The sequence below is a fragment of the Microbulbifer epialgicus genome, assembly GCF_041447265.1.
GTDB lineage: Bacteria > Pseudomonadota > Gammaproteobacteria > Pseudomonadales > Cellvibrionaceae > Microbulbifer > Microbulbifer epialgicus.
On sequence record NZ_JBGMEK010000053.1, the window covers coordinates 16,669 to 31,017 of the forward strand.

The following is a 14,349-nucleotide window of genomic DNA, read 5'->3' on the forward strand; positions in this document are numbered from 1 at the left end:
GCAAAACATCCTGAAGGAGATTATTGATGAAAATACTGATGGTTTTGACTTCACACGATCAATTGGGCAATACCGGTAAAAAGACAGGCTTTTGGTTGGAAGAGTTTGCCGCGCCTTATTACATTTTTAAGGACGCCGGTGCGGAAGTGACTTTGGCATCTCCCAAAGGCGGGCGGCCCCCGCTAGACCCCAAAAGTGATGAGCCGGACTTCCAGACAGAAGCGACTAAGCGGTTCCACCAGGACCCGGATGCTCAGCAGGTGCTGGCGACTACCGCGAAGCTTGCCGATATGAAGGAATCAGACTTTGATGCGGTTTTTTACCCCGGGGGCCACGGTCCTTTGTGGGACTTGGCGGAGGATAAGAAATCAATATCCCTGATTGAAAACTTCTTCGCCGCCGATAAGCCAATAGGTGCGGTCTGTCACGCCCCTGGGATATTTCGACACACCTTGCGCAAGGATGGCAAACCCCTGGTTTCAGGCAAGAGTGTCACCGGGTTCACCAATGGCGAGGAGGCTGCAGTGGAACTGGTAGATGTCGTGCCTTTCCTGGTGGAGGATATGCTCAAGCAAAAGGGGGGCAACTACTCCAAAAAAGAGGACTGGGCACCTTATGTAGTAGTGGACGGCAAGTTGGTGACCGGCCAGAACCCCGCGTCATCGGAAGAAACTGCGCAAACCCTGATGGGGCTTATCCCGGTTTGAAGGTCAACTGGGGGGACTTGATGCGTGATTGCCCCCCTCTTTGCAAACATGCCGGTTTCACTTGGGCGCTTCAGAGAGTAAAATACCCGACAAAGAAGCTCGGTTATTTGAGAAGGCTTATGTCAGAATTGAATGTGACCATTACCGAATCCGCCCAGGAATACCTGAAAGAACTGCTTGCCAAGCAGGACTGTGAAGGGATTGCCATTCGCATGTTTGTCTCAAACCCCGGTACCCCAAACGCAGAGACCTGTATTGCCTACTGTCGCCCCGGCGAGGAAGAGGCAGAAGATGTGATGCTGGAGATGAATGGCCTCAAAGCGTACTTTGAGGGCCGTAGCGTCCCGTACCTGGATGAAGCGCGCGTGGATTACTCCTCGGACAAAATGGGCGGGCAGCTCACTATCCGTGCGCCAAACTCACGCATGCCCAAGATTACTGATGACAGCCCGATTGAAGACCGCATCAACTACGTGCTTTATAACGAAGTAAATCCCGGATTAGCGGCACATGGTGGCCAGGTAAGCTTGGTTGAGGTTACTGAAGATATGTTTGCTGTATTGAAGTTTGGCGGCGGTTGCCAAGGTTGCGGTATGGTGGATATGACCTTGAAAGAGGGCGTCGAAAAGACCCTGAAAGAAAAGATTCCTGAGTTGGCGGGAGTGAAGGATATTACCGATCACACCGACAAATCCCAAGCTTACTATTGATGACTCTATGTCAATAACTCTATGAATAACGGCCCTTGGTGGCCGTTTTTTTTGTTTCTATTATTACTTCTCTTCTTGTGTTTAATACGGCGAAAGCCAGGGGGCTGCTCTGCGTTCCCCTGTGTATATTTGAATAACTCTATCTTTTTCTGTTGTTGGATTGGCGGCTCTCTTTTGTGTTGGAGTCGAGTGCGCCAGGATAGTATTGCCAGATTGATGACGCAGGGAAGCTTATGTTCGACCAGGTCGTATTTGCCGGTGGCGGTGTGCGTTGTACCTGGCAAATTGGTTTCTGGGATTCCGTGGCAAGTGAAATCCAACTGTCTCCCAAGGTGGTCAGTGCTGTATCCGCCGGGGCCTTGGTATCGAGCCTGATTCTCATGGGGAAATCCTTAGAGGCCGTGGATCATTTCGCATCCGCGTTCAGTGCCAATGGCAGGAATATTCACTGGCAGAACTTATTCAAGAGTGAGCCGATATTTCCCCACCACCATATCTACCGCCGCAGCATGCGCAAACTCTTTGCAGGCGGGCTTGAGCAACTGCGCTCTACAGCGGAATTGCGCGTCGCAATAGCCTACTCACCTGAATGGCTATCAGGCCCTCTCGCACTGCTTCTTGGTATGGGGATTGATTATACCGATACTTACATCTCTCGCAGTTTGCACCCCAATATTGCCCGACGCTTCGGCTATCGCCAATCTTTCTATTCAGCGCACCACTGCGCAGATGAATTAGAGCTGGAGCGGCTGATCTTAACCTCATCCTGTACGCCTCCATTAACCCCTAGGCAGCAACATGGGGGGGTGGAAATCCTTGATGGCGGAGTGGTGGATAGTGTTCCCGTTGGGGGCCTGGACCCTGCGCCGGGGCGTGTTCTGATCCTGCTCACCCGCGATTACCCTCAATACCCCAAGTGTTTCACCCGTCGCAAAGGAGAACAGCTGTGGACCTATGTGCAGCCCTCGCAGCCACTGCCGATTAAAGTGTGGGATTTTGCCAATCCCCAGGCCATATACAGGGTGTTTAATGCGGGGCGGGCAGATGGACAAGCATTCCTGGCAATGTTGTTGGCTGGGGAGCAGTGCTGATGGGGGTTGCTGTGAGTGGGACCTGGAAAGATGTTTGATCAAGTGGTATTTGCCGGTGGTGGTGGGCGTTGTACCTGGCAGATCGGGTTTTGGGAATCTGTTGCCGGTGAGATCCAGTTGCGCCCGAAGGTGGTGAGTGGCGTATCCGCAGGCGCACTGATCGCCGGTCTGATCATGATCGGTAAAGCCTCTGCGGCGGTGGACTATTTTGCCTCCGTCTTTAATGCTAACGCGAGGAATATCCATTGGCGTAACTTGTTTAAAGAGGAGCCGGTTTTCCCGCATTACGCTATCTACCAGAAGGGGATCAGGGCTCTGTTTTCAGGGCGCTTCCAGCGCCTGCAATCAGCGGCGGAACTGAGAGTTGCTGTGTCCCGTCCACCGCGGTGGCTACCGGTTACTTTGGCGCTGGCCGTAGGCGGGGCAATTTACTACTCCAACAAATACTTACTCCGCAGTCTTCATCCTGTAGTGGCGCGGCGTCTGGGATATCACCAGGATTTCTATCGCGCTCAGGATTGCGTCGATGTTGCCGACTTTGAACACTTGATTCTGAGCTCCTCCTGCACACCTCCCTTTACTCCGCGGCTGCGTTTGCATGGTAGGGAAGCACTGGATGGCGGGGTGGTGGACAATGTCCCAGTCGGGGGAGTCGACCCGGGAGAAGGCCGGGTACTGATTCTGCTGACACGCCGTTACCCAGGTTGTGCCGATTGGTTTACCCGGCGTAGGGGCGAGCAACTCTGGACCTACATCCAACCCTCCAAGCGCCCCCCCATTAGTGTTTGGGACTTTACTAACCCTGAAGGCTTGAGGAAAGCCTGTGAGATCGGTCGCCAGGATGGCCGGAAGTTCTTACAAAATATTTTCGCGAGTCAGGGATACTATGCCGATGTACGGGGAAAGTGATGTTCGAGCAGATGGTTTTTGGTGGAGGAGGGGGGCGATGCATCTGGCAATTGGGTTTTATATTGGCGGTCCGCCAAGAGATCCGCCTAACCCCTAGTGTAGTTTGTGCGGCTTCTGCTGGAGCAATGGTGGCGGGTGTTATGCTGATGGAGAGGTGTGAAGAAGCTGTAGATTATTTTCATAGAGCTTGTCTTGAAAACCCTGGAAATATCATCTGGAAGAACCTGATTCGGCAAGAGCCGGTATTTCCACACTTTGCCATCTATAAGAAGGGAGTACATGATTTATTTTGCCGCGGCTTCGATCGCTTGCGGGCTTCTGCAGATTTGCGAGTCGGCGTCATACACCCTCCTACCTGGCTACCGCCCTCACTTGCGCTGGCTACCGGAGTTGCCACTTATCATATTGATAAGCGTCTGATATCCAGCCTGCATCCAACATTTGCCTTTCGCCTTGGTTTTCGCCAAGTTTTTTATCGTGCCAGGGACTGCAAAAATATTTCTGAGTTGGAGCACCTGTTTTTAAGCTCCTGTTGTAACCCTCCATTTTCCCCCAGGCTGTACCTTAATGGTAAGGACGTGCTGGATGGCGGCGCAGTGGGCAGGGCTCCAGTTGCTGGGCTGGATAGTAGTAATGGCCGTGTTTTGGTTTTGGATACTGGGTGTTTTCCAGGATACCCGCGCTGTTTCAGTTTACGAAAAGGCGACCAGCTTCGGACTTACGTGCAACCATCGCGCAGGCTACCCATAGGCGTGTGGAATTTCAGTGATCCGCAGATTTTGTTGAGTACTTTGGAGATTGGTCTTGCCGATGGCCGGGCCTTTCTAGAGGAGCTCTCAGCGGAAGGGATCAGTGTATTTGATCCTGGAGAGTAGCCTGCAGGCAAATCACAGAATGCGCCCAGGTGGTTGGAACGGGTTCTTTACATGTAACTGTGCAGGACCAAATGGTGAAAGCTAACTCAGGAAGAGTTATTTGGGAGTGAAAAGGAAAGTCATCAATGTTTGATCAAGTGGTATTCGCCGGCGGAGGCGGACGCTGTATCTGGCAGATTGGCTTCTGGGAATCGGTTGCCAATGAAGTTCAGATGTCTCCCCGAGTGGTTAGTGCAGTCTCGGCCGGTGGTTTGGTTGCGGGCTTGCTCCTGATTGGGCGGGGGCAGGATGCGGTGCGTTATGTCCGCTCTGTTTTCACTGATAACCGCAGAAATGTTTATTGGCGGAATTTGTTTCGGGATGAGGCGGTGTTTCCTCAGTATGCCATTTGCCGCGATGGCATTCAGGAATTATTTGGTAATGGCTTGCAGGAACTTCAGGCAGCGGCTGAACTGCGCCTTGCGGTAACTCACCCGCCAGCTTGGATGTTCGGCCCCTTGGCACTCACATTTGGAGCGGTCATCTATTACACGGATAAAGGCTTTCCACGCAGTCTGCATTCAACCACGGCAACAAAGCTGGGCTTTCGCCAGTCTTTTTATCGCGCCCAGGATTGCTCCAATATGGATGAGCTGGAGCATTTGATTCTGAGCTCATCCTGCACCCCCCCTTTTACACCGCGATTAGAGTTAAATGGCGCCGAAATTCTGGATGGCGGAGTAGTGGACAATGTTCCGGTTGCTGGGCTGGATGCGGCTGCTGGCAGGGTGCTGATACTCCTGACAAATCGGTTTTCGGGATATCCAGATTGCTTTACTCAGCGTCAAGGAGCGCAGCTTTGGACTTATGTTCAGCCATCGCGGGTCCTGCCGATCAAGGTATGGGACTTCACAAATCCGGAGGCGGTCACCGCTACGCTCAATATTGGTCGGGCCGATGGCAGGGCGTTTCTGTCTGAGCTGATGGAGAAAAAGGCTCTACGATTTGAATTTGGTGGCTGACTTCTCTGGTTCCCTGATAACCAGTTGTCATAAAAGCCCAGCATGATTGAGCACATCGGGCAGGCCCGCTGGTTGCGCTAAGCGGGTGATTCAATTAGCTTATGCAATTAGTTGCATATGGTTATCCATTTAAAGTTGCCCGTCAATTAAAGTGAGTGAACCAGAGCTTCAAAGCGAGTTACCTGCTTGGAGAAAAGGGAAAGGGATATATGTTTGATCAGGTGGTTTTTGCCGGTGGAGGCGGACGTTGTACCTGGCAGATTGGCTTTTGGGAATCGGTTGCGGGGGAGGTTGGTCTAGCCCCCAGGGCTGTTACTGCGGTTTCTGCCGGCGGGTTAATGGCGAGCCTGATTCTGATGGGGCGGACCGAGGAGGCGCGGGAACACTTTAGGTCGGCATTTACTGCCAACAACAAGAATGCCTACTGGAGTAACTTGTTTAAAAAGGAATCGGTCTTTCCCCAGTATGGGATTTATCGCAATGCTATGTGGGAGCTATTTCGCGGTGGCCTGGATAGTTTGAGCACAGCGGCGGAATTACGTATAGCCGTTACCCACCCGCCGCGCTTCCTTTCTGGGGGTTTGGCATTAGGGATAGGGGCTCTGGCTTATTATACCGACAAGCACTTACTGCGCAGTTTGCATCCCAAAGTAGCCCTTAGGCTTGGGTATCAACAGAATTTTTATCGTGCCCAAGATTGCGTCAGTGTGGAAGAGTTGGCAGAGCTGATTCTCTGCTCTTCCTGTACGCCGCCCTTCACCCCGCGATTGCGCTTACGTGGTGCCGCGGTCTTGGATGGCGGGGTAGTGGATAATATCCCAGTGGCAGGATTGGATAAGGCGCCCGGCAGGGTGTTGATTCTGTTGAGCCGCCGCTACCCACGCTACCCGGATCGGTTTACACGACGCCAGGGGGAGCAACTATGGACCTATGTACAGCCTTCATTGCCACCATTTATTAGTGTTTGGGATTACACAAACCCTGAACTCGCGCAAAAAACCTATGAGCTCGGTTGTACCGATGGCCGGGAATTTTTACACAAGCATGTGCTTGAATGGGAGATATTCAATGAACAATTCCAATAACCCGATAAGGGATTCTATTGCCCTTTGGCATGAAATGGTGGCAGCGCGGGATCTGAGTCGACTGCCTTCCATTGTTGCAGAGGATGCAGTATTTCGCTCTCCCGCATTCTTTAAGCCCTATCACAGTGCTGCGGCAGTTTGTTTGATCCTCAATACGGTAATGGAGGTGTTTGAAAGCTTCGAGTACGATCGCAGCTTTACTACAGATTCCGGCCGTGATCTGGCCCTGGAGTTTAAAGCCTCCATTGGCGATAAAAGTCTCAAGGGCCTGGATATCATTCGTTTTGATGAGAGTGGCAAGATTGTGGAGTTTGAGGTGATGATTCGTCCACTCAATGCTTTACAGCAACTGGCAGAAGAGATGTCTGGGCGTCTTTCCCAATACGTGACCCAATACAAGGATGCCCAGCCGGCTTAACTTATTACCGATTGGCAGCCAGTCAGGTTGATATGCCAGACTGGTTGCCGTGCATACAAGGAATTATTCAGAGGCTCCTTCGAGCTCTGCGTCTGTTGTTTCCATAGAGTCGAAATACTCAAACACGTCGATTCCGTCCATATAGGCCCCATCGAAGCCTGCATCGACAATCTTGAAAATATAGGATTCATTATTTCCATAAATAATGTCCTGCCAGCCTTTCTTCCAGTATTCCACGTAGTAGTTGCCAGTCTCTCCTGGTACTGGCCCCAGTAGCCAGTCAGGTGGGTTGGTGTACCAAAAGGACTGCCAATAATAGCGGTTTTCCTGCGCCTCACCGATGTTTACATAGGCCATTAACAGCCTGCGTGCGCCATTGCTTTTCACCTTGAGTTGTTTGATCTGGGCTTCAGTGTAGGGTTCACGTTTGAAGAAGAAGTCGATGATTAGCAGGTCGTAATCAGTTTCGCTCAGTTTATCGACAAATTCTTGTGGGGTGGAATACATGTCTGGATTAGTCAGGTTGAGAAAGTTGTGTGCTTCGTACAGCTCATCCACATTGCGGCTGTTAACATTGAATGGCTCGGGTGGGTAGGGCGGAATTGTATTTAGGGCCATCTGGTCGGCAGCAAAGGAAATATAGCCGGCATCCTTGTTATCCTTGTAGGATTTATCAATGTTGTTATTAGTGTTGGCAAAATCGGTCACAAGGATTACGTTGCTTTTATCTTTGGCCAGGTTGAGATAGGTCTGTAAGCGTTTTGTTTCCGAAGGGCTGGTGGGTTGGTCTACGCCATCCTGGCCAAAGAAAACCGATTCCTGAGCAATACCGGTGGCAGAGTTCACATAAGCATTATCCACTGTGCCTGTTGTGGTGGTTGTGGTGGTAATCAGTTCGATGCCGTTTTGCGGAACAATAATAAAGTGGCGGTTGATCCCCTTGGCGTAGTTGCTGATATCTTCTACCAGATAGCGCATCTCCTGATCGTAATCCACCTTCACAGGGATCAGGAAGTCGGGAAGGTCATCAAAGCTACAGCCGAGCAGTAGCAGCGGGGTAAAAAGGAATGAAAGCGTCCGTTGCAAAGCTTTTCTCCTGGCACGGTTGTGGATTGGGCAAGGAGTCCTTGCCAGTTTTTCATTTGTTGGCAGGTAAATATCAGTTAAGTTCCGTTCGGGTATCATAAACTTGCCGGGGCTTCTCCTACTGATATTCACTTTGTACCAGGTTCCACTCTTGGCGAATCTGCAACACTACCATAGCGTCAGAGACCGGAAAGTAGCCGGCCCAACCTGAATCCCTGCTTAACGATGGCAGCCGTGGAGGCGCTATCGCATATTCATGCTTTTACGGGTTTTATTGGTGGCTGCTGCTGTGAGTGGATCATCCGGCCAATAGTGTTTCTGGTACTTGATACGCAACTCTTTCTTTACTTCTTGGTAAGTATTGGCCCAGAAGTTGGCGAGGTCACGAGTGATTTGTACCGGTCGACGAGCGGGAGACAATAAGTGAATCATCAGCGTATAGCGCCCGCGCAGGATCGTTGGTGTCTGTGCCAGACCAAATAATTCCTGCAGGCGCACAGCCAGCACCGGAGGGGATTCCTCGTAGTTGATCTGAATCCGAGATCCGCTGGGCACATTGTAGTGACTGGGCGCCAGCTCATCAATCAGCTGCTGTTGCGGCCAATTCAACTGCCCTTGCAGTATTTTCAGAAGATTCAGCTGCTTCAGTTGTTCTAACTTGTTGCAGCTTTGAATGTGTGGCAGTAGCCATTCTTCCAGGCTCGCTAGCAGGGAGGCGTCACTCCAGTCAGGTAGAGTGGTCTGGGTCAACAAGTTATGGGCTTCTTCGCAGTCGCGCAGAAATTCCACCCGGTTGCGCAGCTGCCGAGCATCGGGGCTCCAGGGCAGCACCGCAAGCCCTTTTTGGCGGATGGCATCTAACAGGGCGCGGCTCAGCAGTTCAACTGGGATGTCTTTGGCCCCCTGCTGTTGCAGTACCAATCTACCGAGGGTGACAAGGCTGAGGGCTTCTGCTCGACCGGCAGACTCATCCCAACGAACTCTTGTCTGCCGCTTCACTAAATCATCAAAACAGCTATGCAAGGCGCTTTCTGAAATGGGGGCGGCCAGTTGGATCTGTGCGTCACGGCCCCCGCCATCCAACTCGGCGATTACCAAATAGTCGCAGAGGGCAAGGGGGTCGTCATGGGAGAAGTGTGCACCGCGTCCGCTGGATAAAAGAAAGCGCCTTCCATTGTCGTGGCGGTTCTTTGCAATTCTGTCTGGATAGGCCAGCCCCAAAATGGCGCCAATATAGTCGGCCTGATCAAGATTTGTACTGTCCCTTGAGTGGCGAGGAGTAAGCCTTTCCAGTTGTGATAGCCAAACCTTGGATTGTTGGCGAATTCTTTTTAAGGCGTTGTGATCTATCTCACGGCCCTTCGCTTGGTCCTGTAAAACCATTATGCGTTTACTAATATCTCTATCCCAGCGGGCCTCTCCGCGAAAAATATCGCGCTCCGCTAAGAGCGCTGCCAGCAGGCAAGCTTGCTGCTGGACTCCCCAATCGAGGCTGCGAATCATCATATGGGCAAGGCGGGGGTGGCAGCCGAGAGATAGCATGGCACTGCCGTGGCGGGTGATGCGCAGTTCATCATCCAGCGCGCCAAGTTGCTGCAGTAGTTCCTGGGCTTGTGCCATGGGACCTGGGGGTGGTAGGTCAAGCCATTGAAGTTCAGCTGCATCACTCACACCCCATTGAGCCAGTTCCAGTGCCACTGGCGCCAGATCGCTACGCAGTATCTCAGGGGTGTTTTTCATGCTTAAGCTGCGCTGGCGCCCCTCGCTCCATAGACGCAGGCAGTGCCCGGCGCTGAGGCGCCCTGCGCGACCGCTACGCTGGGTGGCTGAGGCCTGGGATATACGGCCAGTTACCAGGCGGTTCATGCCGCTGTTGGGATCAAAACGTGATTCGCGCATCAGTCCGGAATCCACGACCATACGAATCCCTTCGATCGTCAGGCTGGTTTCTGCAACGTTGGTGGCCAGAACTATCTTCCGTTTGCCAGGCTTCGCTGGGGTAATGGCCTGGTCCTGCTGTTCCCTGGATAGGTCGCCATAGAGTGGTGCTATCACAATATCGCTAAATGCATGATCCTCGCCAGAGAAGCGCTCAAGTAGCAATGCTTCGACCAGGCGGATTTCCCTCACGCCGGGCAGGAATGCGAGTAGGCTTCCGTCATTGGTTCGTATGCACTCCACTATCTTGCGGGCCATTAGCTGGGGCAGTTGACGGTTGTCCACTAGATCATGCTGTCGATCAAGGTATTCAACGTTGACAGGAAAGCTGCGGCCTTCACTCGTTACTACTGGCGCCTTGCCCAGAATTGCAGAAACAGCCTTTGTTTCCAGGGTGGCAGACATAATCAATAGCTTGATATCTTCACGCAGGTACTCCTGCGACTGCAGACATAGTGCTAATGACAGGTCTGTCTGTAGGCTCCGTTCGTGGAATTCATCAAAAATAACCAAGCTGGTCCCGGTTAACTCTGGATCAGACTGTAACAGGCGGGTAAGGATACCCTCGGTTACTACCAGGATACGGGTCCGGTCACTGGTTTTGCGCTCCCCGCGTACTTGGTAGCCAACGGTTTCCCCTAGTTCTTCATTAAGCAGAGCGGCCATACGTGCGGCCGCCGTTCGGGCCGCCAGACGGCGAGGCTCTAGCATGAGGATATTGCCTTTAAGCCAGTCGCTATTGAGCAGTGCCAAGGGGACAGCGGTGGTTTTACCTGCACCTGGCGGAGCCTGCAGCACCACATTGTTGCGCTCACTCAGGCTGCGTAGTAATTCGGGGAGGATAGAATAAATTGGTAACTCTGACATGGCAGAGGATTATAGTGGATAGAGAATGAAGACGATATGGGGTTCTCTCACTTACATAGACTCTCACTTACATAGAAAGGGGCCTTTGAGAACCGGGACTCACTTGTCATTGAGAGGCTACTCAAATGGCTCTTCCTTGTGAAGCAGCTGGGTTGTATTTTTGAAAAGTAAACTTGCAAGGATTCCAATTATGGATAAGCAAAGAAATCCAATCATTAGCGCATGAAATCCAGCATGAAATGCTGCTTGTCCCCACTCTAGGAGTTGAGGATGCCTAGATGGGTCGGGAAAGAGTTTTGTAATTTTTTCCAGGGGTTGCGCCCCGGTTATAAAGGGGAGTATTTCCAAAGTATTTGGCTTTTGTACAGTAGAGATGATGTCACTGGAGAGTATTAAGAAGGTTCGGGCGCTGATTGTGCTCAGTATCATCCCTGTTATTGCGATTCCAGAGGCATACCAAAGATAAGTACTGGAGATGAATAGCCCGTAAGCCGCACCTTTTTCCATTTTGGGAGCACTTTGCACTGCTGCAAGATTAGTCGATGAGTACATTATTCCGGCTGTGACTCCTATGAAAATCATGCCGACTATTAAATAGTACCAGGATAGTTTGTCCGGCATTAGGGTCAGTGATAGAGCGCCAATTAGGCAAGTGAATTGTGCAATGACAATAGGAGGGATCGGGTTAAATTTATTATTAAATATACCTGTTACAATGGATGAAATGCAGAGGAAGATTGTCATAGTTAAGATAAATATCCCAACCTTGGATGCCTCGTAACCCAGTATGTTTTGCAGGTATAGAGGTAAAATGAATAAGAAAGAACCAAATATCATTTGAAAACATGCACGGGTGATAAGCAATCCCTGGAATAATTTTTTGTGCAATAGATCCAGGTTGATCAGTGGTTGGGGGAGCACTCGCTGCCAGAGGAATACGGAAGCCAAGAGTACTATGGAGATTATGAGTGGCAGAATAAATTGATAGCTATAAAGCCCTTTGTGAGGCTCGACATTAAGTGAAAGTAGTATTAGCAAGTATGCGATTAGAATTAAAAACCCTGATGGATAGTGAATACTAATATTTCTGTTTCCAGCATCTTTCCTTGCGAAAATTTGCAGAATAGTAAGACACAGTAAGCAAACGGGAACATTGATTAAGAAGGCCCATCTCCAACCTAGATGAGTCACAATAAATCCGCCCAGAATTGGTCCTATAGATTGGGCTGTAGCGGTAAATATTACCAGCAACCCTACTGCCAACCCTCGTTCAGATTTCGGAAAGTGACTTTCAGCTAGCACAAAGATCATTCCGAATGAGGCTGCCATTCCTGCGCCTTGTATGAATCTTCCAGCAATTATGGTGCTTAGATTTGGCGCTAAACTGGCAATTATTGACCCGACAAGAAAAATAGTTACACCTAACAATAAGGTAGTTTTATGTCCAAACCTATCTCCAAACTTTCCGGTGGTGATAATCAATCCCCCCATGGCGATCAGGTAGATATTGTTGATCCACTGTAATTGATATATTTTTGCGGAAAAATTTTCGCCTATTGTGGGAATCGCAAGATTGATCACAGTGACATCTATATTGATAATCATCAATCCCAATCCAAGGCCTCCCAAGACCCACCAGCGATACTGATATGGGGATTCTTTTAAAAGTTGATCCTTTCTCGTGCTCATTTTGGGCCTTTCGTATGTCTCTCAAAAAGTCTTTAAGCGTGCTTCGGTCTCACAATGGAAATAAGGCTTCAATACAAGAAATCCCTAATTTTATTATGTTATTCCTGGCGCTAAGTGTGTTTGCTCTATTCATTATCACTTGAGTGTTTGATATTTGGAATGACGGTGGAAAGAAGTGTTAAAGTTGAAATATTGTTATAGTTCAGCTCAATCACGTCAGATATGAGTTGATTGTAGGAAAAATTGGTAGCAGCGTCTGATATATCTGCTGATACTTCTACTACTGGGCCAGAAGGAAAGATTACACTGCACTCGAGACTCACTGTGTGGCATCCATGCCTCATACGGTCCCGAGCGCAGTGTATTCTTTCCTTCCCTCTTTTTGGTATGTCGCACATTACCTTAATCGTTTCCCTGAACAGATGACGAATTACTTCTACTATGATATTTAACCTGATTTCCCGATGGAGAAGGATGTGGGATTGAATTTACGACGTATTGTGACGGGGCATGACAGCACAGGAAAGCCAGTGGTTGTCTTGGACGACGAGGGAAAGCACATATCCACTTGGCGTCCACATATGCACCAACAGCAGCTCTGGACGACTACCGATTTGCCTGTAGAGCTGGATGATGGAAATACTGATAAGGGGGCTCGCGAAGTAGGGACCACGATTCCCGGAGGTTCCGTCTTTAAAGTAGTGGAATTTGGTCCAGGGGTGACCCCGCGTGTTCATCGCACCGATAGTATTGACTACGCCATTGTTCTTTCTGGCGAGATTGATATGGAGCTGGGGGAAGGGAAGGCTGTTCATCTGAAAGACGGTGATGTCCTGGTTCAACGGGCGACGATTCATAATTGGGTAAATCGATATTCGAAACCTTGCCGTATTGCCTTCGTACTGATTAGTACCGTAGGGCAAACTGCGATTGGCTGATATATTAATTGGTTGGAGTTTTATTTATATTTGAATGGAGTATCAATACATCTTGAATGAAAAAAATTAAAGTCTCATCAATTATTATTTGAAAGCACGTTTACCTATTTGACTGAAAGAAGTTGAAACCTTTAGAAAATGATTTAGTATTACTACTATAAATAATAAGATATTTCTAATACAGGTTAGCCCTATATTTGAAATCTGGATGGAATGGGAATGTCAACATCCTGAGGGTGCAGCAGGGCTGCTTCTATACCGGCATGAACTCCAAGTGCCGCCGTCTCTCTGGACATACTCGGGTTGCCGAGGTTTTCAGTTAATGCTGCCACTTGGGGGAGTTGTGGGAGGTGTATCCAACCGGCACACATGCCAAGTTGATTAGTGACAATATAATGTAACACGCCATACATTAGGTGATTACAGCAAAAAGTGGCGGCGGTGTCAGAGATATCTGCGGGCACTCCTGCATCGCGCATCGCCTTGACCATTGCTCTAAGGGGGAGTGTACTGCGATAAGCTGCTGGGCCACTAGGTATGATGGGCTCGCCTTGTATTTCTACCCCACGATTGTCCTTTAAATTGTACCGAGTGGAGTCGTTTAGATTTTGCGCAATTCGTTCTACGGTTACCACCGCGCGGCCAGCATACTCTCCCAACATCACCACTAGCTCCGGGCGAAGTTCTGCTATAGCGGCGGTTACGACATCAATACTTTCGAAAAAATTGTTTGGAACTAGGATACCGCAAACTTCTGAACTCCCGATACGTGTTCCGTCGAGAACACGCATGACAGATTCTGCGGGGTTTATTGGTGTATGTCCATATGGCTCAAAGCCTGAAACTAAAATCTTCTTCATATATAGTACTCTTTAACTGAATTGATAATGACTTGATCCTTGGGCCTCTAACTCCACTTCGCTAGAATAGGGAATTTTATCGTAGCCTACTTGGATGAGTGGTTTAAGTCAGCTAGTAAAAATGGGAGACCCCCCAGCTTTGCTGGGGAGGCACGCATAGTTTGACAGTTCCAGA

Annotated in this window: 13 protein-coding genes; 9 read left to right on the plus strand and 4 right to left on the minus strand. The window is 49.9% G+C overall.

The window, feature by feature from the left end:
* Positions 1-26 precede the first annotated feature (26 nt).
* The 8 genes from ACCI49_RS17725 to ACCI49_RS17760 all read left to right on the plus strand — a co-directional run bounded on the left by ACCI49_RS17725 (position 27) and on the right by ACCI49_RS17760 (position 6,796).
* On the plus strand, positions 27-707 hold the full coding sequence (locus ACCI49_RS17725) for a type 1 glutamine amidotransferase domain-containing protein (protein ID WP_371840477.1): 681 nt from the start codon (positions 27-29) through the stop codon (positions 705-707).
* 119 nt (positions 708-826) lie between these two features.
* Entirely contained in the window at positions 827-1,417 is a 591-nt protein-coding gene (gene nfuA / locus ACCI49_RS17730; RefSeq protein WP_371840478.1) for a Fe-S biogenesis protein NfuA, read from the plus strand.
* Between the two features lie 233 nt (positions 1,418-1,650).
* The gene (locus ACCI49_RS17735; RefSeq protein WP_371840479.1) at positions 1,651-2,508 is read left to right on the plus strand and encodes a patatin-like phospholipase family protein; all 858 of its coding nucleotides are present in this window, start codon (positions 1,651-1,653) and stop codon (positions 2,506-2,508) included.
* A 30-nt stretch (positions 2,509-2,538) separates the two neighbouring features.
* Positions 2,539-3,417 (plus strand): patatin-like phospholipase family protein, encoded by an 879-nt coding sequence (locus ACCI49_RS17740; protein ID WP_371840481.1) that lies wholly within the window; start codon positions 2,539-2,541, stop codon positions 3,415-3,417.
* Entirely contained in the window at positions 3,417-4,292 is an 876-nt protein-coding gene (locus ACCI49_RS17745; protein ID WP_371840482.1) for a patatin-like phospholipase family protein, read from the plus strand. The genes ACCI49_RS17740 and ACCI49_RS17745 overlap by 1 nt, the downstream gene beginning before the upstream one ends.
* Before the next feature lie 125 nt (positions 4,293-4,417).
* Positions 4,418-5,293 carry a patatin-like phospholipase family protein gene (locus tag ACCI49_RS17750; protein ID WP_371840483.1) on the plus strand — a complete coding sequence of 292 codons (876 nt, stop codon included), beginning with the start codon at positions 4,418-4,420 and terminating at the stop codon, positions 5,291-5,293.
* Between the two features lie 209 nt (positions 5,294-5,502).
* The gene (locus ACCI49_RS17755; protein WP_371840484.1) at positions 5,503-6,378 is read left to right on the plus strand and encodes a patatin-like phospholipase family protein; all 876 of its coding nucleotides are present in this window, start codon (positions 5,503-5,505) and stop codon (positions 6,376-6,378) included.
* Positions 6,362-6,796, plus strand: a complete 435-nt coding sequence (locus ACCI49_RS17760; protein WP_371840485.1) for a nuclear transport factor 2 family protein — start codon at positions 6,362-6,364, stop codon at positions 6,794-6,796. The genes ACCI49_RS17755 and ACCI49_RS17760 overlap by 17 nt, the downstream gene beginning before the upstream one ends.
* A 63-nt stretch (positions 6,797-6,859) precedes the next feature.
* Here ACCI49_RS17760 and ACCI49_RS17765 read toward each other — a convergent pair whose 3' ends face one another.
* The 3 genes from ACCI49_RS17765 to ACCI49_RS17775 form a co-directional block, all read right to left on the minus strand.
* Positions 6,860-7,882 (minus strand): endo alpha-1,4 polygalactosaminidase, encoded by a 1,023-nt coding sequence (locus tag ACCI49_RS17765; protein ID WP_371840486.1) that lies wholly within the window; start codon positions 7,880-7,882, stop codon positions 6,860-6,862.
* Between the two features lie 243 nt (positions 7,883-8,125).
* On the minus strand, positions 8,126-10,687 hold the full coding sequence (gene hrpB, locus ACCI49_RS17770) for an ATP-dependent helicase HrpB (protein WP_371840487.1): 2,562 nt from the start codon (positions 10,685-10,687) through the stop codon (positions 8,126-8,128).
* A 117-nt stretch (positions 10,688-10,804) separates the two neighbouring features.
* Positions 10,805-12,376, minus strand: a complete 1,572-nt coding sequence (locus tag ACCI49_RS17775) for an MFS transporter (RefSeq protein ID WP_371840488.1) — start codon at positions 12,374-12,376, stop codon at positions 10,805-10,807.
* 476 nt (positions 12,377-12,852) lie between these two features.
* Between ACCI49_RS17775 and ACCI49_RS17780 the strand changes: the two genes are divergently transcribed.
* Positions 12,853-13,314: a cupin domain-containing protein gene (locus ACCI49_RS17780; RefSeq protein WP_371840489.1), complete on the plus strand. Its 462-nt coding sequence runs from the start codon at positions 12,853-12,855 to the stop codon at positions 13,312-13,314.
* A gap of 191 nt (positions 13,315-13,505) precedes the next feature.
* Here ACCI49_RS17780 and pcp read toward each other — a convergent pair whose 3' ends face one another.
* Positions 13,506-14,174 (minus strand): pyroglutamyl-peptidase I, encoded by a 669-nt coding sequence (pcp, locus tag ACCI49_RS17785; RefSeq protein ID WP_371840491.1) that lies wholly within the window; start codon positions 14,172-14,174, stop codon positions 13,506-13,508.
* Positions 14,175-14,349: the final 175 nt, after the last annotated feature.